This window comes from Lactobacillus sp. wkB10, assembly GCF_000760615.1.
Lineage (GTDB): Bacteria > Bacillota > Bacilli > Lactobacillales > Lactobacillaceae > Lactobacillus > Lactobacillus huangpiensis.
This window is the reverse complement of record NZ_JRJB01000006.1, coordinates 34,939-54,279: the sequence shown is the minus strand read 5'-3', so window position 1 is coordinate 54,279 and position 19,341 is coordinate 34,939. Positions and strand designations below refer to the sequence as shown.

20 protein-coding genes, 1 tRNA gene and 1 pseudogene are annotated in these 19,341 nt (G+C 33.2%); 10 read left to right on the top strand and 12 right to left on the bottom strand.

Annotation, left to right across the window (positions count from 1 at the left end; genetic code table 11):
• Window positions 1-5 precede the first annotated feature (5 nt).
• The 4 genes from LACWKB10_RS05095 to LACWKB10_RS05080 form a co-directional block, all read right to left on the bottom strand.
• A complete protein-coding gene (locus LACWKB10_RS05095) occupies window positions 6-1,169 on the bottom strand; it encodes a cation:proton antiporter (RefSeq protein ID WP_034979841.1) in 1,164 nt (387 codons plus the stop codon).
• 220 nt (window positions 1,170-1,389) lie between these two features.
• On the bottom strand, window positions 1,390-1,716 hold the full coding sequence (locus tag LACWKB10_RS05090; protein ID WP_034979609.1) for an AzlD domain-containing protein: 327 nt from the start codon (window positions 1,714-1,716) through the stop codon (window positions 1,390-1,392).
• On the bottom strand, window positions 1,703-2,410 hold the full coding sequence (locus LACWKB10_RS05085; RefSeq protein WP_034979604.1) for an AzlC family ABC transporter permease: 708 nt from the start codon (window positions 2,408-2,410) through the stop codon (window positions 1,703-1,705). The genes LACWKB10_RS05090 and LACWKB10_RS05085 overlap by 14 nt, the downstream gene beginning before the upstream one ends.
• A 139-nt stretch (window positions 2,411-2,549) precedes the next feature.
• On the bottom strand, window positions 2,550-2,957 hold the full coding sequence (locus LACWKB10_RS05080) for a carboxymuconolactone decarboxylase family protein (protein WP_034979602.1): 408 nt from the start codon (window positions 2,955-2,957) through the stop codon (window positions 2,550-2,552).
• Between the two features lie 157 nt (window positions 2,958-3,114).
• Here LACWKB10_RS05080 and LACWKB10_RS05075 point away from each other — a divergent pair, with 157 nt between their 5' ends.
• The 4 genes from LACWKB10_RS05075 to LACWKB10_RS09810 all read left to right on the top strand — a co-directional run bounded on the left by LACWKB10_RS05075 (window position 3,115) and on the right by LACWKB10_RS09810 (window position 5,303).
• Window positions 3,115-3,483, top strand: a complete 369-nt coding sequence (locus LACWKB10_RS05075; RefSeq protein ID WP_034979600.1) for a MerR family transcriptional regulator — start codon at window positions 3,115-3,117, stop codon at window positions 3,481-3,483.
• A 144-nt stretch (window positions 3,484-3,627) separates the two neighbouring features.
• Window positions 3,628-3,717, top strand: a tRNA-Ser gene (locus tag LACWKB10_RS05070).
• A 422-nt stretch (window positions 3,718-4,139) separates the two neighbouring features.
• Window positions 4,140-4,379, top strand: a complete 240-nt coding sequence (locus tag LACWKB10_RS05065) for a S24 family peptidase (RefSeq protein WP_052060292.1) — start codon at window positions 4,140-4,142, stop codon at window positions 4,377-4,379.
• 93 nt (window positions 4,380-4,472) lie between these two features.
• Window positions 4,473-5,303 carry a hypothetical protein gene (locus LACWKB10_RS09810; protein ID WP_052060291.1) on the top strand — a complete coding sequence of 277 codons (831 nt, stop codon included), beginning with the start codon at window positions 4,473-4,475 and terminating at the stop codon, window positions 5,301-5,303.
• A 533-nt stretch (window positions 5,304-5,836) separates the two neighbouring features.
• Here LACWKB10_RS09810 and LACWKB10_RS05055 read toward each other — a convergent pair.
• On the bottom strand, window positions 5,837-6,160 hold the full coding sequence (locus LACWKB10_RS05055; RefSeq protein WP_034979597.1) for an AzlD domain-containing protein: 324 nt from the start codon (window positions 6,158-6,160) through the stop codon (window positions 5,837-5,839).
• Window positions 6,147-6,854: an AzlC family ABC transporter permease gene (locus LACWKB10_RS05050; protein ID WP_034979594.1), complete on the bottom strand. Its 708-nt coding sequence runs from the start codon at window positions 6,852-6,854 to the stop codon at window positions 6,147-6,149. Before LACWKB10_RS05050 ends, LACWKB10_RS05055 begins: the two co-directional genes overlap by 14 nt.
• Before the next feature lie 259 nt (window positions 6,855-7,113).
• Here LACWKB10_RS05050 and LACWKB10_RS05045 point away from each other — a divergent pair, with 259 nt between their 5' ends.
• Window positions 7,114-7,653: a DUF4231 domain-containing protein gene (locus LACWKB10_RS05045; RefSeq protein ID WP_052060290.1), complete on the top strand. Its 540-nt coding sequence runs from the start codon at window positions 7,114-7,116 to the stop codon at window positions 7,651-7,653.
• Between the two features lie 4 nt (window positions 7,654-7,657).
• On the opposite strand, the gene LACWKB10_RS05040 is transcribed toward LACWKB10_RS05045, so the two are convergent.
• Window positions 7,658-7,843, bottom strand: a complete 186-nt coding sequence (locus LACWKB10_RS05040; RefSeq protein WP_034979591.1) for a hypothetical protein — start codon at window positions 7,841-7,843, stop codon at window positions 7,658-7,660.
• Between the two features lie 729 nt (window positions 7,844-8,572).
• Here LACWKB10_RS05040 and LACWKB10_RS05035 point away from each other — a divergent pair.
• Window positions 8,573-9,049: a hypothetical protein gene (locus LACWKB10_RS05035; RefSeq protein ID WP_034979588.1), complete on the top strand. Its 477-nt coding sequence runs from the start codon at window positions 8,573-8,575 to the stop codon at window positions 9,047-9,049.
• Between the two features lie 387 nt (window positions 9,050-9,436).
• Window positions 9,437-9,602, top strand: a pseudogene (locus LACWKB10_RS09985) (IS3 family transposase); the annotation flags it as partial.
• A 211-nt stretch (window positions 9,603-9,813) separates the two neighbouring features.
• On the opposite strand, the gene LACWKB10_RS05030 reads toward LACWKB10_RS09985, so the two are convergent.
• On the bottom strand, window positions 9,814-10,734 hold the full coding sequence (locus LACWKB10_RS05030; protein WP_034979585.1) for a hypothetical protein: 921 nt from the start codon (window positions 10,732-10,734) through the stop codon (window positions 9,814-9,816).
• A 243-nt stretch (window positions 10,735-10,977) separates the two neighbouring features.
• Between LACWKB10_RS05030 and LACWKB10_RS05025 the strand changes: the two genes are divergently transcribed.
• Entirely contained in the window at window positions 10,978-11,553 is a 576-nt protein-coding gene (locus tag LACWKB10_RS05025; RefSeq protein ID WP_369792486.1) for a phosphatase PAP2 family protein, read from the top strand.
• A 60-nt stretch (window positions 11,554-11,613) separates the two neighbouring features.
• On the opposite strand, the gene LACWKB10_RS05020 is transcribed toward LACWKB10_RS05025, so the two are convergent.
• Complete coding sequence (locus LACWKB10_RS05020; RefSeq protein ID WP_235191499.1) at window positions 11,614-13,167, bottom strand: L-lactate permease; 1,554 nt, start codon at window positions 13,165-13,167, stop codon at window positions 11,614-11,616.
• Between the two features lie 310 nt (window positions 13,168-13,477).
• Window positions 13,478-14,308, bottom strand: a complete 831-nt coding sequence (locus LACWKB10_RS05015; protein WP_034979578.1) for a DegV family protein — start codon at window positions 14,306-14,308, stop codon at window positions 13,478-13,480.
• Window positions 14,309-14,552: 244 nt separating this feature from the next.
• Between LACWKB10_RS05015 and eno the strand changes: the two genes are divergently transcribed.
• A complete protein-coding gene (gene eno, locus LACWKB10_RS05010) occupies window positions 14,553-15,839 on the top strand; it encodes a phosphopyruvate hydratase (protein ID WP_034979575.1) in 1,287 nt (428 codons plus the stop codon).
• Window positions 15,840-15,895: 56 nt separating this feature from the next.
• Here the strand turns inward: eno and LACWKB10_RS05005 are convergent, their stop codons facing one another.
• The gene (locus LACWKB10_RS05005) at window positions 15,896-16,231 is read right to left on the bottom strand and encodes a YxeA family protein (protein ID WP_034979572.1); all 336 of its coding nucleotides are present in this window, start codon (window positions 16,229-16,231) and stop codon (window positions 15,896-15,898) included.
• A 22-nt stretch (window positions 16,232-16,253) separates the two neighbouring features.
• A complete protein-coding gene (locus tag LACWKB10_RS05000; RefSeq protein ID WP_052060289.1) occupies window positions 16,254-16,592 on the bottom strand; it encodes a YxeA family protein in 339 nt (112 codons plus the stop codon).
• Between the two features lie 215 nt (window positions 16,593-16,807).
• On the opposite strand from LACWKB10_RS05000, the gene LACWKB10_RS04995 reads away from it, so the two are divergent.
• Entirely contained in the window at window positions 16,808-19,081 is a 2,274-nt protein-coding gene (locus tag LACWKB10_RS04995; RefSeq protein WP_034979569.1) for an HAD-IC family P-type ATPase, read from the top strand.
• Window positions 19,082-19,341 lie beyond the last annotated feature (260 nt).

Sequence of the window (19,341 nt, the reverse complement as noted above, 5' to 3'; positions counted from 1 at the left end):
TTGCCTTACTTATCTTTATCCATTTTTATTATTGACCATTTGAGTAAAAATGGTGAAATTACAGTTGTCATGATAATTGCTCCTATCACAGTTGAATACACTGCTGGCGCTAGCAAATGATTAGTCAAACCTATTTGTGCGACAACGAGTGCCATTTCACCACGCGAAACCATTCCGTTCCCAACTAACAAAGAACTTGAATTGCTAAAACCCGCAATTTTTGCTCCCAAGCCTGCGCCAACCAATTTTGAAAAAACACCGCCAATTACCAAAACAATAAATAAAATAAAGTCGTGTAATATTCCTTTAATGCTCATGTCTAAACCAATGCTGACAAAAAAGACAGGAATAAAACTGCTGTAGCTAATCACGGTAAAATTTTTCTTGAGCGTTTTCTGTGCTGAGGTATGATTCAGAGCCAAGCCGGCAAAAAAAGCTCCGATCACGTTACTAAGTCCCACTTTCTCAGCTCCCCAAGAAGACAGTAATACAATAATCATTGCCACCAAAGTTTCTGGAACAGGCAATGTCAGACGCTGACTTAAACCGATTAACCGAGGTATGACATAAACGCTAAGAAAAACTAATAATATAAGAAAGGCTGCCTGAATAAATAGGCTCACAATAAAGTTTTTTCCCATACTTGAGCCTTGCTCAGAAACACCTGTTAGTCCACTAACAATGCTCAAAAGTAATATTGACAACAGGTCATCTGCTACTGCTGCTCCCAAAATTGTCATGCCCTCTTTTCCTTTTAGGTGTCCCATTTCTTGCAAAACGGCTACCGAAATTGAAACAGAAGTTGCAGAAAAAGTTAATCCTAAAAATAAACTTTCAACCTGTGAAAAATTAAAGAAAATACCTGTCGCATAGGCGGTAACGATTGGGACTATCATGCCCAATGCAGCTACCAATACACTAGGACGTAAAAGCTTTTTTAGTGTTTTAATATCACAGTCAAGACCTGCCAAAAACATCAAAAAAATCACACCGATGTCTGAAAAAACTTTGATGATTTCGCTAGGTTGTACCAGGTTAAAAACTGCCGGCCCTATTATTATCCCTGCTAGTAACTCACCGACAACGGCTGGTAATTTTAACCTTGCACTGAATTGTCCGCCTATTAAGGTAGCAAACAAAATAACAACTAGCATTCCTAAAAATTGCATTTGCAATCCCACTTTCTCAAACAAAAAAAGACTTTCATAATTGCCCAGGCAACCCAAACCTGAGAACAATTCTTGAAAGTCTTTCACTTCAACCAAAATATTTATTTAACTTAAGAACCAATTTGATTTTTGCACAAATTAGCAACTTTTATTAGTATAACTCACAATTTTTTTAATTCAAATTTACAGAAATATAAAACAATTATTGATCGATCTTTCACTAAATAAAAAATCGTAATAAAGCTAAAGAAACTACCCCAACAATAACAATTACTAAAAGTGATTTGCTAATAACCGCTGCTATAAAAGTTGGCACTGAAGCAACAAGATATTCAAGGTTAGCTTTTGGCAATTGACCTGGTTGAGCGGTGAATAAATTGCAAAACCACATAGTAGACATTATAACTATCGGTACAAAAGATAGAAATTCAACCACTGCTTTAGGTAAAGTGAATTTTTTTAATAAAACAAAGGGAAGTATCCGCGATAGCCAAGTTGCAAGTCCACATCCGATAATAGTCAAAAACAAATAGTTAGAAGAAGACACGTTTTATTACCATCCCCAATGCACATCCAATAAGAGTTACAACAATAATAACCAGACTGGGTGGCAAAATCATTGTCAAAATATAGGTCAACAACATTGTCAGTAAAATTACTATTACTTGTAACAGCTTATTTAAAGACTTATCATTGTTTACTTGCAAATATAACAAACCAATAAACATTGCCACATTTGCAAAATCAAGACCTAGTTGTTTTGGATCTTTAATAAAGTTGCCAAGTATGGCACCAATCGCTGTAGCAAATACCCAAGTTTTATATGAAATCATATTTTCAGTATTGAACCAACTGAAATTCATTTTGTCATTTGTAAAATTAAGTTTATTCATTGCTAGAGCAAAGCTTTCATCAGTTAAAAGCGTGCCAATTAAAATACCTTTGCCCAGTTTATCTTTCTTAAAGTACGGTGCCACCGTTGTACTCATTAAAATCATCCTTGAATTGACCATAAATGTAGTAAAAATAATTGAAGCAATCGGACTACCTGCTACTAGCATACTAACAGTGGTAAATTGTGCTGATCCAGCATAGATTATGATTGACATCATGATTACTGTAATAGTCGAAAAACCTGTTGAGCGAGCAATCACACCAAAAGCGGACGCAATTCCTAAATAGCCAAAAACTGTTGGAATTGTGTCAATAACAGCTGCACGCTTAGATAATGAACTTTCCATATTTCACTTCTTTAACTCAAAAATTAACTTACAATTAAATTCATGCAAGCTTGTTGTATAGTCATAAAAACACGAACTATATCAGCTTCAGATAAAAAAACTAGTTTACTTATAACAGTAACTAGTTTTAGTCATGACTTTATTCACTTTTATTCGATTGCGTGAAATCTATTCCACGATCTTTGAATACATTTTTAGCAACATTAATCGCGTTTAGCACTTTCGGAAATCCCACGTAAGGAATAGTTTGAATAAATGTCTCGATTACTTCCTTTGGCGTTAAGCCGACATTTAAAGCGCCATTAATATGAACATTCAGTTGCGGTTCAGTGTCTCCTTGTGTCAGCAAAGTTGTAATGGTAATCATTTCCCTTTGCTTTAGATCCAGGACACCACGATCGTATACGTCACCAAATGCAAATTCAATAATGTAGCGCCCTACATCTTCAGATAAACCAGCTAGTGAATCAATAACTGATTTGCCGCCCTCTTGATCAACTTTTTCTAAATTTACTAAACCTTTTTGATAACGTTCATCATTTTTCATAGTTTCTCTCCTTTTTGATTTGTAAACTTTTTTAACGGTTTATAGAATAGTTGCTGGAGTTTAGTCCATGTCAACTACTATTTCAAAATTTTTTGGTAGTGGTAAAATATGACGATGTATCATTTATCTGGCTGTGATTTTTTAGAAAGGAACTACAATGAAATATTCAATTGGTCAATTTTCGAAACTTAGTGGCTTTTCAATTGACACACTGCGTTATTATGAAAAGCAAAAATTACTTTTCCCAAATCGTGATGAAAATAATCGTCGCATCTATACTGAAAAAGATGTAGCATGGATTAGTTTCATTTCCCGCCTAAAAAAGACTGGTATGAGTATTAAAGAAATGCAAAAATACACCAAATTACGCTATGAGGGTGACCAAACTATACCTGATAGACTTGTTTTACTGTTTAAGCAGCTTGATAATTTACATGAACAGGAAAAGAAAATTGACGATAATATCAAGTTTGTAGAACAAAAAATCAAAACCTATCTCAAGACAATCGGTGATTTAAAAGAATAATATTGCTATCTAGTGTGTATACTGATTTAATTGCTTTTTCCGATATTACATTAAGCAAATACACAACAAACACGCACTTGTTCAATTTAGAAGAAAATGGCAAGTTGAAAAAATTTTCAGTTAAGGTATAATGTTATTCGTTATGGAGAGTTGGCAGAGTGGTAATGCACCGGACTCGAAATCCGGCGAACCAAGTTTTTCCTTGGCGCGCAGGTTCAAATCCTGTACTCTCCTTTTATATATCGCTTTAAAGCTTGATATATTAGTATTTTTAATTTATGTGATCGCCAAATGTTCGCCAACCATTTAATTATAGTAATTCAGAATCCAATATAAAAGAGCAGTTATAAAAACTGCTCTTTTATTTCTAATAAACTAATGTTTAACTTAAAAGCTTATTGTATTTCAATATGATTAGTATTACTTAACTCTATTTCATTATCGACGATAGCAATTTTATCCTCCCTCGTTGCTTTTAACCAGTCTTACAATATCAGGCTGTAATTTCTTATATAGCGTTTTGATGTTATACGTAACTTAATGTACAGTGATATCAAAAGTAAACGATGGAAGATTTATTAAAATACCTTTTAAAATACGCTTTTGACCATATGCCTTCTAATAAGCTGTTTATGCTATATTGCTGAAACAATTCCATGAAGCTTCTAGTTCCATTCGGATCATTAATAACCCTTGTAAGAAAACCAACTTTTGAGAATGCTGATTTGACAGCTGTTTTAATAGATGATGAGGCTACGAATAAACGTGTAAAGCTCGTTGGAAATAAAGTTATCTTATTTCCTGAAAATAATGACTATGATTCGATTGTTTTAAACAAAAATAATCCGGAAAAAATTTTAAGAAAAGTTGTCCATGTAGAATACAATATTCAATAGTACTTGAAAACATATGTAAATTTATTCTTTTAAGACATTTATAAAAATGGTAAATTATAAATGTATTGATACAAGTATAATGGGAGAAGGCAAATGAAATTTTTATGGGTAATTGCACTAATAATATTTGTTATTTACATTATTATTAGTGAAAGAAAATTAAAAAATAGAAAAGATTATAAAGAAGCACCAACACCAAGTAAAAATCCATCAAATGAGCCATTAGTGAAACGTTGGTGGGTGTGGGGACTAATACTAGTTTTAATTTGTGGTTTCTTTGTATCAACTTCAAATAAAGCCGAGAGTCATGATGAAACACACAAAACTACCGTACCTCATTCAATAAAACCATCTCCTGTAAAAAAGAGGAAAAAGCTTTCTGACTATGCTTCCAAAAAGGTTTCCAAATTTATACCAGTGAAGAACACAGCTAAAGCAGTTACTTTAGGCGCTGGTAAGTATAAGGTCGGTAGAGATATCAAGCCAGGCAGATACGTTATTAAAGCTGTTAAGGGCAGTGGCAATTTATCTAACAGCGATTTCACTATTAACGTTATTTTAGGAAACGATGATAAGGGAGATCAGTTAACTTCTTTTACTACCAACTTAGTAAAAAATGACAAAATCAAGTTAGACTGGATAGAGTCTACGAGCTTCACACCAACACCAGATAAATATACATATAAAACAAAAATAAGTGCTGGTATATGGTTAGTAGGACTTGATATTAAACCCGGAAGATATGTCATACGGCCAATAAAAGGCAGAGGTAACTTAATATCAGAAGATGGTTCTGATGATAATTTAAACGAAATATTAGGCAAAGATACTGAAAAAGGTCAAGTCAGCAAAGTAACGGCTGATTTAACTGCTGGAGAAGTTATATTGTCTACTATAGAATTAATTGGCTTAAGTAAAAAATAAGATTTAAATATTTAAAAAAACAAAAACCTCTAAGAGATCACAGTTCGAATTTAGATTTCTTAGAAGTAACACAAATACAACACTTTTATGACCTTTTGCATTCTCTATCCTACCAGTAAAGTAATTGATTTAGATGCCATTTCATAACGTTTAGGAAACTCAAACATGACAATAACTGCAAAAACTTATGCCTATATGCTTGATGAATATAAAACACATCAATATGATAATATCGAAAAAATCGTCAATAGCATATAAAAATGTTCGCCAACTTTAAAATTAATTACTAATTTTAATTTTCTATTATTTTTATAAAAATAAACTGCATCCTTCGTTTATTATTACTATGAAAATAATCTTATATATTTTTTGTTTTACAAAAAGGCATTGAACAATATAACACAATGCCTTTTTTTTACATATTTTTCTTATTATCTACATTATAAATAAACAACAAAAAAATTTATAAAATATAAAAAATGATAACAAGATAAATGACTTTAGTATTTAATTTACACTGTATCATTCGTTTTTTAAATTAAACGAAGAACTGCTAGTGAAATCATACCAACTATCACAATGATTAAGAGAGACTTACTAATAATAGCGGAAATAAATGTTGGCAGTGAAGCCAAAGCATACTGCATGTTAAGTTGAGGCAAATGACCTGGTTTTGCTATTAATAAGTTGCTAAACCAAAGAGCAGCCATTATTACTATAGGAACAAAAGACAAAAATTCAACTAATTTTGGCGGCAAGGTGAATTTTTTCAATAAGACAAATGGTATCACTCTAGATAACAAGGTAGTGATTCCACAGAAAATGATTGTCGTTAAAATGTATTCAGAAGAAGACATGCTTTATTACCATTCCTAAACTACAACCAATTAAGGTTACGACTATTACCACTAAGTTGGCAGGTAAAATAATTGTCAGTAAATATGTCAGTGCAAAAGAAATCAATATCACAATTATTTGGAGTACTTTATTTAGTTTTTTGTCCCCAATTACCTGCAAATAAAGCAAACCAATAAACATTGCTACAATAGCAAAGTCAAGCCCTAATTTTTTAGGATCAGTGATAAAATTGCCCAACACTGCTCCCAAAAGTGTTCCAACTTGCCAAGTTATGTAAGAAACTATATTTACCGTATTAAACCAAGTAAAATTTAACTTGTCATTTGTATAATTAATTTTATTCATACCTAGAGCAAAACTTTCATCGGTGAGAAAAGTTCCTATTAAAATATTTCTTTTTAAATTTTCTTGTTTCAAATAACCTGCTACAGTCGTGCTCATAAGAATTACTCGAGAGTTGACCAAGAAAGCGGCTAAAACAATTGAAGCTATTGGGCTTCCCGCAACCAGCATATTCAGAGTGGTTAATTGAACGGATCCGGCATAAATCAGAATAGACATCAAACAAACTTCCAAAGTAGAAAAGCCACTGGCTTTGCCAATAATTCCAAAAGCCGTACTTATGCCAATATAGCCGAAAATTGTTGGAATTGATTCTTTAATTGCAGATTTTTTGGTTAAGTAAGTATCCATTCTTTCACCCTCTTTTGTGAAAAATCATGAAATGATGTGGTTAGTTGTACCATGAGTAATGTAGTTAAATTTATCTAAATTATCTCGTAGCTTAACATTTGTTTTTAATTTTTACAACATTATATTTTAAATAGAAACAAATTTTATGTTGCGTGCAAAATATATAAGCTATAAAATAATTGTATAAGCTCATTAAAATATAAATATTAGGTTATTGGTATAATATTTGTACACAAATTTTATTTAGAAAAGGAATATCATGGATTTTAGCACATATGATAAAGAAAGATTGACTAATCAGATAGATTGGTACGATAAAAAAAGCCAAAAAGAAAAAAAGTACTACTGCACATGTAAAGTGCTCGCACTACTTTTTTCTGCTTCTATACCTGTTCTAGCTTCCTTTGTATTAAAATTTCATTATATTTTAACTGTTATTTCTGTTTTTAGCGCGTTAATAACTTTTTTGGAAGGTTTATCGTCACTTAAAAAATTTCATGACAATTGGATTCAATATCGTTTCATTTGCGAAACACTAAAAAGAGAAAGACAAATGTATTTATATTCAGCTGGTATTTACGATGATCCTGATACAGATAAATTAAAAACTCTGATAGAAAGATGTGAGTCATTAATTTCAAGTGAAAATATTAATTGGACAAACATGAATAACAATGAAAAACCTAGAATCAAATCTAGTCAGAGTTCAAAAAATGAGCATAATAAAAAGGATCCCAATTACGAGAAGGTTAAATATTCAAAAACTTATAGGAAATCTTTTTTTCATCGCCAACATTAAAAATTTACTCTTTATATTTTTCATATGTTTTTTCAAAAATATCTTTTTTTACCGGCCATTTTTCACCATCAATGCCCGTTAATATCCAGTCACCAACATTGGCATGCATTACACCTTCATTTGTTTTTATATCGACTGGTTTTTTAGTTTGAAAAGCTTCTACAGGTATTGGCTTTTTGATATATTTCATAGTTAGAATTCTCCTAATAAAAATATTTACGTAATTGTATCACATACAATTTTAACAAAAGCAAACAAAATTATTTTTGAATAAAACATTTATATTTTTATATTCGATTTTGATTAAAATTTATTTAAAAATAAAAAAGTTCATATTTAAGACCGTAAAATAGCCACCCTAGAGAACAAATCTTCGGAGTGGTTATTTATTTATTTAAAAACACAATTAGATGTTTTCATCATCAATCAAATTACTATTTTTGAAAAAAATCTTACTACTTCTATCAATCTTAAATTGTCCATTTATTCTAAAATTTTGTTTTATGACTGGTTCTATAGCCCTATTAAAAAAAGTCAAATCAACAACTTTATTCATCATTAACTGCTATCACATTACGCATTAAAACACATATTCAACTATGAAATGCACCTAAAAATTCAATAATTTTTATCTTAAATCTCTAAAGTTTGCTGTTAATCCCTTCTAATCAGGACATTTGCCTTTGGAACCTAAGAAAACAAGTATTTTGAAATATTTTTAAGAATCTAAAACGTTAGCTTGACAAGGAATAAAGTTCTATAAGTTTATAAAAATTTTGAGTCTGAGGGCTAAATTTATAAGTCGAATCAATACGGATAAATTTATAAAAAGACGCTTGAATCAGGCTTTATTATTATAAAATTATAAATTGCTGGCGTTTTATTTCAGTGATAAAATTTAACGGAAGGTGAGAATAAAATGAAATTAAAGAAAACATTGGTAATATTAGTCTCTATATTAATATTAGTAACAACTGGACTGGTCTTTTCTTCAAAAGTAGAGGCCAAATATGTAGGGCATAATGCTACTCCCACAGAACTAAGAGGTACTTGGTACGAATATAAAGGGCATAACAAATGGAATCATATAAAGATTACTAAACATGCATTTATACAAAATGGTCAAGTCCTTTGTAGCTTGAATAAAAAAGGATATAAAAAATTACATGTCACGCGCTATAAGCAAAATGGCAGACCCTATTATGTCTTGAATAAGTTTAACTATCATTATCAAGAAGTTGGTTCTTTTTGGTTATCCAAAAGAAAAATTTATGGCAAACATATAATGAAATCATATTACAATATGGGATATTTCTCTGTCTATACAAGAAACAAAATAAAGCATGATTATTCTTATCAAACTAAAGGTAATTATAAGAAACAATTGGGCAAATAGTCAGTTGCCATCGGACAGTCTTCTGACAACTTTACAAATATTTTATTTCATATAAAATAGTTCTTTGTCAGATCGTGTTGATAAGGAGTGAATTAAAGAGAATCAAGCTGCTAATAAACTGTTTGATTCTTTTTCCTTTACTTTGTTTTTTGCCAATCTGATCTTGCTTAAAACAAACTTCAGTGTATTTTATCCCAATCATATTTGGTATTCAAATGCGATAGAGTTCAATATCAAGGGACAGAAGACTTACTTGACGCCTATTCTTGACGGTTGTATCCATAAGATTATTTCCTTTACTATTTCGTTGCTTAATTCTTAAACTTGCTATAGACATGTTAAGGCAGGCTTCGCTCAGGTATCCAGCACTGGATGGCCTAACTTGTCATACTTAAACGGAAAATTTTTTATGGATTTGAAAAGAAGTTTTAAAAATCTGAATGAACTGGAAGACGCAATCAGAGACTACATTGAGTATTATAATAAGAAAAGAATCAGGATCAAACTAAAAGGACTAACTCGGATTGAATATTGGAAGGTAGTCCTCAGTTAGCAGCTTATATAAAGTGTCCTAATTTTGGGTTCACATCACTATTGCATAAATTGCTTTTTATTCAAGCTAATTATCTAAAACTTCATAGAATCGAACTTTATAGGCAAATCTGCCCTCAATATTAAAAAAGCCAGTAAAAGAAATTACTTTTACTGGCTTATCTTTGTATCAGTGTCTTCATGGTCAAATATATTCATACTTAGCTCTGCATTTAAAAGACTCTGACTTTATGTAAATATTTATATTGCAATCCAGTTCCAATAAGTGCAACAAATATACCTAAGAGGTTTGCCGCTAACCAATTGATTGAATTGCCCGTGAACAGACACACTGCAACCCATGGTGCAATGGCTATCAAATAGCCGCGCGCAGCCGTCATTAATAAAGTACCCCACTTAAAGCCTTTACTTATATTATTTGTATCAACTTTATTGTGTAAAAACCTTTGAAATAGAATTGTACCCAATACTATTAAAATAGTAATTAAAACAAATTGCCAAGCTTCAAATTTAACTAAGATGAATTCTTTATAAGAAAAATGATTTGCCAAAAGTGCAAAACCACACGCAATATCAAAGAAAAAGCCTTGGTTGACATAACCCTTTTTGCAACTTTTAATACTAAAATCAAAAGCTTTTTTGCAGGTCTTGCTTGGTGATTCCTTTTGCCTGTCAATGACTTGATGATTAGTCAGGTAATGATATTGACAAGTTGTTCCAATCAAAGCAGTAATTAAGCCAACCAGCAAAGAAATGGAGAAGTTAAATTTTCCCTGAGTATGCATACTAAGAGCTAGTAATGGTGCATTTCCGATTACAAAAGACCTCACCCCAGTTGAAATCATACTAGTATTTACAAAATACAATGTCATTTTTTGAGAATCAACCTTGTGTCGCAAGAAGTTTTGATAACGGATTACGCTAATGATTGCAACAACTGCTAACAATACAAACAGCCAGTCAAACCAAATATCAGAAAATAAAAGTGTAAAAAGATAAAGGGTGCCATAAATAACGAGATCACCAAGATGGTTAGTAGAATTATCAGCTAAAGCAAAGTTATGTTCATGGTGAGCAATATCACGTATAGCTTCACCCACAGTCTCTTGCTTAGAAGTGTGATTATTATTCATTTTTTCCTCCTAAATTACGCCCTAACTTGATAATGATAATTTTAAGTTGGTTTTAATTAAAGTCAAGCTTTTTTTAAAGTAATTACCTTGCTAAAACTAATTTTAGTAAAGTTCAAATTCTGAATTTCCTTTAAATTACAAATCTTAAGTTTTGCTCAAGAGTAGATTTTAATTTCTACGCTTTATCTCGTTACTGTTAAAATACAATCGAATACAAATTATAGGTAGGGATTCGATTTGAATATTAACTTTTGGGTAGCAACATTGTCTGCTCTAATACTAATACTACTTATCTTTAATGTCAGAAATTCACGACGTTTCAATTTATTTGATCACTGGCTTCATCATAAATTAATCAGAAGACGCGACGGAATCGGCTGGCAGATTATTGCATTTATAAACGATCCCAAACTTTTAGTTGTTTTGGATGTATTTCTGGCAAGTTTTTTAATCAGTAATAATGAAAGTTTACTAGCTTTTTGGGCATTATTCACTTTGGGCTTTACTGATCTGATTGGTATCTTTTTAAAAAAATGGATGCGCAGAAAACGTCCAATCCTACATTCAGATTTAGAAGAAGGCTATAGTTTTCCAAGTGGTCATGTCCTAGGAAGTACTGTTATGGCTTTAATCATCTGGCGACTTTTTGCAGGACAATTAGGTAATAGACTTTTATGGATTTTAGTTGCAATTTGGCTAATGGTTGTCATTTCTCGTATCAGTCTTAAAGCACACTTTCCATCAGATATTATCGGGGCTACTTCTCTAGCTGTCTTTTGCTTTAGTGTATCTCAACAATTACTTTTAATGGTTATTTAAAAACAACCCCAAACTTTTGGTTTAGGGTTGTTTTTTCGCTTATCGATAATTTTTTAACAATTATAGGAAACTAAGCACTTTTCCTAATGCAAACACGATCACACATAATACCAATGTATACCATGCACAATGCGGCAAAGCTTTCTTAAGAATAACTCCTTCTTTACCCTCAAGACCTGTTGCTCCTGTAGCAATTGCGATGTTCTGTGGTGAAAGCATCTTACCAGCGGTAGCACCAACCATGTTAGCAGCTGCCAGCCAGTATGGACTTACTTTCAGCGCGTGGGCAGCTTGTACTTGCAGCTCACCAAAGAGGACGTTGGCTGAAGTATCACTACCAGTGATAAAGATTCCTAATACACCGATGATTGGTGAAATTACTGGGTAAAATGCGCCAGTCAAAGTTACGAGACTAACCGCGATGACATCAATCATCCCACTGTAGCCCATTACTTTGGACAATCCCACAATAGAACAAACCGTGATAATCGTTTTAACCAATTGCTTGATCGTACTGGTCAAAACGGAAAACATTTCCTTAAATGACAAACCTTGAATAGCACCACCAATGATACTTGACAATAAAATTAAAGTACCCGGTGATGACAGCCAGTCAATGTCAACCGGCTTGGCATTTGCACCATTGTAAAAGTGGAAACTGGTTTTAACGCTTGCCAATGCATTATGGATTGCTGGGAACATTGATGAAGTAAAAATGATAAAGCAAAATACCAAAATGAATGGTACCCAAGCCTTGATTTTTTCAGCAGTGGAAATAGGAGCTTTATCGTCTTTTTCATCACTAGCAGACTCAGTTTCATCTATACTGCTGTATTTCTTAATAATAATTACTAAACATAGAAGGCAAACTATTGAACCTACAATTGATGGTAGTTCAGGTCCTAAATATTTAGTAATGAAAATCTCCGGAACTGCAAATGTTAAGCCAGCTACCAAGGTGCAAACCAAAACACCCTTTCCTTTAAATGACTTAAGTCCCTTGCCTTCTGTCATCATGACCAAAACGAATGGAACTAGCATCATCAAAACAAATAATTGTATAGCAATTAAGTAACCTAATTCAGTTACCCCCAGTCCTGTTACTTTAGCCAGAGTTGTTACTGGCAGACCAACTGCACCAAAAGCAGTAGGAGCAGTGTTTGCAACTAAACAGACCACGGCAGCTTTAATTGGACTCATTCCCAGCATGATTAAGATACTTGCAGGGATAGCTACCGCAGTACCGAAACCAGCAATGGCTTCCAAAAATCCGCCTAATCCCCATGCTAAGATCAATACTAAGAATCTCATGTCCTTAGTAATTGAAGTTAACATAGACATTATTGTATCCATTCCTCCTGATTTTCTACTGATATTGTAGATAAACAGAGCAGAAATAATAACATAAATTATTGGCCATAAAGCCATAATTATGCCATCAATTCCGGCAGTGATACTGTTTGAAAACGAAAATTTGAAACCGACAATACTGAGAATTATTGATAAAGCAAAGCCGATTAAGCACGACAAATCTCCTCGAATGTGAAAAACACCCAAGGAAAGTATCAGCCAAACGATAGGAATGATCGCAAGGACTGTTTTAAGTATATCCATTTTTATTCCTCCGATGAAATCAACTCAACAAATGCCAAATTGATTTCTCTCACTTTCTAACATAGAACTTGATAAAACTTATTAGACAACACTATATTGGTTTGTGATGTAAGCGCTATCTAATTTCATTATAGCACTATGTTAAGCGCTTTTGAAGATGAATTTAACTTCACAAACTTTTATAATAAAACGCTTTCATTAATTTGCAAAAATAGCCCTAGCTTTATTAAACTAGGGTTAAATCAACTTTTTTAAATTTCTGTTATATATAGAACAAGTGTAAAAAAATAATTTTTAATTTACGATTAAATTACAAATCGTCAAAACCAACCATCAAACTGCCTTCCTCGGCATAAAACGTGCAAAGTCCGCTCATTGAGCGAATCTTGATCTCTGCTTCTGGATAAAGTGCTAAAATTTTTGCTTTTAAACTTTCAGCATCTTTTTTATTTTTACAGTGATCTATAATTAAATTTCCTCCTTTGTATTTCATTTCACTCATTAATTTGAGCACCTCTTTAAAAGCACGCTTTATTCCACGTACTTTTGCTAAAGGCTCTAGTTTACCCTCATCACTGGCAGTACCTACTACATCTATATTTAAAACCTTAGCCACTTTTGCCACGGCCATATTAATTCGTCCATTAAGTGCTAAATTATGTAGCGACTTTAATATAACTAACAAATGAGTGTGTGTTTTATAATCTGAAATTTTCTGTTCTAAATCTACAAAACGGGTTTTGCTATTAACTAATTCTCGAATTTTCTCTAAAATGACTGAAATTTCAGGACCAGCTGTCCTTGAATCAATCACAATTACATGGCTATCGGGATGGTCTTTTTCATATATCTGTTTAGCTTGAAAAGCAGATGAAAAACTGCCACTAAGGCCACTAGTAATTGTCAACATTATTGCAAATTTAGTTCCTTTTAAAGCTTCTAGCCAATCATTAATGCTGGGACAGGAAGTTTTTCCTTCCTCCGTATTTTTCTCCATACTGCTGATGAACTCATCGATATTAAGATTTTCGTCATCAACAAAATCTTGTCCTGCAATTGTCATTGTTAACGGCACTACAGTCAGATTTTCATTTGCCCTGTCGTTTGAGCCAGAATCTATTATCAACTTTACTTTATCCATATTTGTGTATCCTTATATAAATAAACTATATATTTAAAAAAATATATAGCTAAATAATAAATCAAATACCAAAAAAAAGCGATAAAAAATTTTTTAATATTTTTTAACATTAGAAATCGGTTACAAATGTTTACATAATCACAAACTTAAGCTAAAATTTGTGATGTAAATATGGAGCGTGTGCTCCACTAATGTATGTACTTATAAAAATTAGTACAGCATTTATTATTTAGGAGGTTTTTAGATGTTAAAATCAGTCATTGAAAATGTTCATGCACTGGAAATCTATGATTCACGTGGTAATCCAACTGTTGAGGCTTTTGTAACCTTATCAAACGGTGTTGTTGGTAAAGCTGAAGTTCCATCAGGTGCTTCAACTGGTGAAAATGAAGCAGTTGAATTACGTGATGGCGGCAGTCGTGTAGGCGGTAAAGGTGTTTCCAAAGCCGTTGAAAACGTTAATACTAAAATTGCTAAAGCGTTGAAAGGTTTAGATCCACATGATCAAGCAAACATTGACCGTGTAATGATAGAATTAGATGGCACCCCTAACAAGGCTGAGCTTGGTGCTAACGCTATTTTAGGCGTATCAATGGCTACTGCAGCTGCTGCAGCAAAAGACAGTCACCAACCTTTATACAGATACCTTGGCGGAACTGACCTTGAAATGCCTCAAACTTTCCACAACGTTATTAACGGTGGTGAGCACGCTGACAATGGTATTGACGTTCAAGAATTCATGATCACTCCAGTTAAAAAGACTTCATTCCGTGATGGCTTTGAAAAGATCGTTAACACTTACCACACTTTGAAGAAGGTTCTTGAAGATATGGGTTACGAAACTGGCCTTGGTGATGAAGGTGGTTTCGCTCCTAACATGAAGAACTCTGAAGAAGCTTTACAAGCTTTACACGACGCTATCGTTAAGGCTGGTTACAAGCCTGGTGAAGATATTGCCATTGCGTGTGACTGTGCTGCTTCTTACTTCTACAACAAAGAAGACGGCAAGTACCACTTCGAAGGTAAAGTATTTAACGATGAAGAACTAGCTCAATATTACGACAAGTTACTTGACGAGTTCCCAGAATTAATTTCAATTGAAGACCCATATGATGAAAACGATGTTGACGGCATGATTAAATTTACTCAAAGCCACAAAGACAGAATTCAAATTGTTTTGGATGACTTCATTTGTACCAACCCTAAGCTTTTGACTAAAGCTATTAAGGAAGGTGCCGGTAACGCTTCATTAATCAAGTTAAACCAAATTGGTACTGTTACTGAAACTCTGGAAACTATCCGTCTTTCACGTAAGAACGGATACAACACCATGATTTCTCACCGTTCAGGTGAAACTGGTGACACATTCATAGCTGACTTTGCCGTTGCTGTTAACGGTGGTCAATTGAAGACTGGTGCCCCAGCTCGTTCAGAACGTGTTGAAAAGTACAACCGTTTGCTTGAAATCGAAGAAGAACTTGGTGAAGGTGAGCGCTTAGCTACATTCCCAGACAGTGTTGACAAAGATTAGTCTGTAAACTCAAAAAGCCTGCAATAATGCAGGCTTTTTTTGTGCTATTTTTATGGCTAGTCGTCTTTTTGATTAATTGCTTTTAAGTAAGTACTTTCGGAGATATAGTCAATTTTTCTCACGTACTGTCCCTTGTGGTCGATCTTAATATATTGTCTACTTGGATCAAAACCACCCACTCTTTCAATTTTATATGGTAATTTTTTACCAGTATCAGGATTATAGGCCTGAACGTTTAGATAATTTTGCGTATTTTTTTTGACTTTAGCATAACTAGTTACTTCTGGAATAGCAGGATTAGCTCTATCAATCCAAGAATTGTGATCTAATGGAATTTGGTTAGTTATAATCAGAAAAAAGACATAAACTGGAATCAAAAATTTTTCGAACATGATATCTCCTTTTATCTAACTTTTAGGAATGGACTTTCTTTTGAAATTCCTTTTTGGAAACATATTTAATTTCTTTCACATACTGGCCTTTATGGTCAATTTTAATATATTGCCTGCTTAGATCATAGCCTCCTACTTTTTTTATTTTGTATGGAAGCTTTCTGCCGGTTTTAGAATCATAGGCTTGAACATTAAAATACTTTTGCGTATTTTTTGGTACCAGCGCATAACTATATGTTTCAGGAATCGCAACGTTAAAATAATCTGTAATCTCATTGTGAACGAAAAAGGGTAAACAAAATAGAGCTGTGAGTGTTAATAGTGAAGCTACAATAAATTTTTTAACTGATATGAATTCCACCTCCTAGATTAAAAGCGATTAAATTCGAATTTTTTAAAATGAAATACTTAAATTCAGGTGTACTAATACACTACTATACCTATTTTACACTTTTCCATAATTATTTTAAATACAAAATTAAAACAAACTTGCAAATGATAATATCTAATTTGCTAGCAAAAGTCTTATTTTTATGCTACTTTAAATTAAGTATTTATAACTAAGGAAGTAAAATTATGGCTGAAAAAATTACTGGCTTAAGTCAAGCCAAAGCAGATAAACTTCTGCAGAAAAATGGATTAAACGAGGTTCCTGAACCTCAATTCAACTTTTTTAAAGAATTTTTATCCAAGTTATGGAATTTGTCAGCATGGATTCTTGAAGCCGCTCTACTTTTAGAGTGTATCTTAGGAAAATGGATACAATCGTTATTTGTGCTTTTAATGCTCCTTTTTGCTGCTTGGAATGGAGCTTCTAAGAAAAGGCAATCAAGGCAAGTACTGAATAATATTTCACACAAATTAACTCCTACTATTTCGGTTCAAAGAGATGGGGAGTGGCTGAATATCGACTCAAAATATTTAGTTCCTGGTGACTTAATCAGTATGCAGGCTGGTGATGTTTTGGCCGCCGATGTGAAACTGATTGATGGACAAATTTCTACTGATGAGAGTTCAATTACAGGCGAAGCAAGGACAGTGCGGAAAAATCCACAAGATACAGCTTATGCTGGTACGACTGTAACAGAAGGCAATGGTTTAGCAATCGTCACTGCTACAGGTGCTGATTCTCGTTCCGGTAAGACAATCAACTTAATTAATAATTCTGCAGCTCCAGGTCACCTGCAACAACTGTTAACTAAAATTATTTACTATTTATGCATTCTTGACGGAATTCTGACCTTAGTAATTGTCATTGCTTCTTTCTTTAAGGGTGGTGACCTAAATAATCTGATTAACATGCTGCCATTTTTAGCAATGATGTTTATTGCTTCAATACCAGTTGCAATGCCCTCTACATTTGCTCTTTCTAACTCGTTTGAAGCAACCCGTTTAAGCAAAGAAGGAGTATTAACTTCTGATTTAACCGGCATTCAAGATGCAGCAAACCTTAATTTGATTTTGCTCGATAAAACAGGAACAATCACGGAAAATAAAACGGCAGTGGGTCAGTGGACTAATTTCAGTTCAATGAATAATAATGATGTTTTAACATTAGCATCAGCTGCTACGGATCAAAGAAACAAAAAACTCATTGATACTGCGATTGATGAATATGTTAAAAAACAGGGATTAAATATTAAGTCTGCATCAGATTTCACACCTTTTACTTCAAGCACTGGCTATTCAATGGCAAACTGTGATGGTCATAATATTAAACTTGGTTCCTTTAAACAACTTTCGCTAATTGATAAAGACGCTAGCGAAAAGGCAAAAGAAATAGATTTTGGTGCCGGACGTTCAGTAGCTTTATTAATTGACGACAAGTTAGCCGGTGTCTTCATTTTGCAAGATATGGTAAGATCCGACTCTAAAGAAGCTCTTGGAGAACTCAGAAAACGGGGAGTAAAACCGATTATGCTAACTGGTGATAACCAGAAAACTGCTATTGCAGTCGCTAAGCAGGTTGACTTGCAAGGTGAGGTAATTTCTATTCGTGATTTCACTGACCAGACTGATACCAGCAAATTGGCTGGTATTGCGGATGTTTTACCAGAAGATAAATTGCGCATGGTTAAATTCTTCCAGAAAAAAGGTTATATTGTAGGTATGACAGGTGATGGCGTAAATGATTCCCCCGCTCTAAAGCAAGCTGAGGTTGGCATAGCGGTCTCTAATGCTGCAGATGTGGCCAAACGATCTGGTAAAATGGTACTTTTAAATGACGGTCTGTCTTCGATAGTAAAAATACTTGATGCTGGACACAGAGTATATCAAAGAATGACTACCTGGTCCTTAACAAAGCTAGCAAGAACTGCACAATTAACGATGCTTTTGACTTTTGGCTACCTTTTCTTCAACTATATTCCAATGGCGCTAAACGCTATGGTTATTTACACAATTATGAATAATATGGTGACAATGATGATTGGTACTGATAGAACTCACATCACTTATAAACCAGAAAACTGGAATATGGCTAAGTTAGCTAAAATTGCTTTTTCATTAGCTTTCGGCTGGACAGCTATTGGTATTGCTGGTATTGCTTATCTTAATACTCACGGATGGAGTCATGGTACTATCTCAACGATGGTTTATGTTTACCTGGTTTTGAGTGCTATGTTTATTGTTTTAATCACCAGAACAAAAAAATACTTCTGGCAGGATTACCCATCTAAAGCCGTTGGTTTTACACAGTTAGGAGACGTGCTACTAACTGTGATTCTAGCATTATTTGGTATAGCTATGACAAAAATAAACTGGACGAACCTACTACTTACTTTCGCCATAGCCTTGATAGCAGCAATTGTTATTGATTTATTCTATCAACCAATAATGAAGAATCGCTAATTTCAAATTTAAATAAAGAAAAACCTGATTGCGGAAATTTCCGCAATCAGGTTTTTTAAGGTTTACCGATGAGTTCCTGACTTTTCCATCACACCGGTATAAAGGTTTTGTATATGCTATTTGGTATAATAATTTAGAATAGGAAAAAATAGTTAAATTAATCAGGAAAGTTAATTATTTAATAAGAGGCGAGCCAATAGTAAAGATAGATAACCATTTTACTAATTGACCCTTGAATCCCCCCTTTCACTGGTTGTACG

Coding starts and splice junctions, on each gene's coding strand:
- LACWKB10_RS05095 (WP_034979841.1), bottom strand. CDS start 1,169: ATGCAATTTTTAGGAATGCTAGTTGTTATTTTGTTTGCTACCTTAATA.
- LACWKB10_RS05035 (WP_034979588.1), top strand. CDS start 8,573: ATGAAATTAAAGAAAACATTGGTAATATTAGTCTCTATATTAATATTA.
- LACWKB10_RS05015 (WP_034979578.1), bottom strand. CDS start 14,308: ATGGATAAAGTAAAGTTGATAATAGATTCTGGCTCAAACGACAGGGCA.
- LACWKB10_RS05040 (WP_034979591.1), bottom strand. CDS start 7,843: ATGAAATATATCAAAAAGCCAATACCTGTAGAAGCTTTTCAAACTAAA.
- LACWKB10_RS05020 (WP_235191499.1), bottom strand. CDS start 13,167: ATGGATATACTTAAAACAGTCCTTGCGATCATTCCTATCGTTTGGCTG.
- LACWKB10_RS05075 (WP_034979600.1), top strand. CDS start 3,115: ATGAAATATTCAATTGGTCAATTTTCGAAACTTAGTGGCTTTTCAATT.
- LACWKB10_RS05030 (WP_034979585.1), bottom strand. CDS start 10,734: ATGAATAATAATCACACTTCTAAGCAAGAGACTGTGGGTGAAGCTATA.
- eno (WP_034979575.1), top strand. CDS start 14,553: ATGTTAAAATCAGTCATTGAAAATGTTCATGCACTGGAAATCTATGAT.
- LACWKB10_RS09810 (WP_052060291.1), top strand. CDS start 4,473: ATGAAATTTTTATGGGTAATTGCACTAATAATATTTGTTATTTACATT.
- LACWKB10_RS05055 (WP_034979597.1), bottom strand. CDS start 6,160: ATGTCTTCTTCTGAATACATTTTAACGACAATCATTTTCTGTGGAATC.
- LACWKB10_RS05050 (WP_034979594.1), bottom strand. CDS start 6,854: ATGGATACTTACTTAACCAAAAAATCTGCAATTAAAGAATCAATTCCA.
- LACWKB10_RS05045 (WP_052060290.1), top strand. CDS start 7,114: ATGGATTTTAGCACATATGATAAAGAAAGATTGACTAATCAGATAGAT.
- LACWKB10_RS05005 (WP_034979572.1), bottom strand. CDS start 16,231: ATGTTCGAAAAATTTTTGATTCCAGTTTATGTCTTTTTTCTGATTATA.
- LACWKB10_RS05065 (WP_052060292.1), top strand. CDS start 4,140: ATGAAGCTTCTAGTTCCATTCGGATCATTAATAACCCTTGTAAGAAAA.
- LACWKB10_RS05085 (WP_034979604.1), bottom strand. CDS start 2,410: ATGGAAAGTTCATTATCTAAGCGTGCAGCTGTTATTGACACAATTCCA.
- LACWKB10_RS05080 (WP_034979602.1), bottom strand. CDS start 2,957: ATGAAAAATGATGAACGTTATCAAAAAGGTTTAGTAAATTTAGAAAAA.
- LACWKB10_RS04995 (WP_034979569.1), top strand. CDS start 16,808: ATGGCTGAAAAAATTACTGGCTTAAGTCAAGCCAAAGCAGATAAACTT.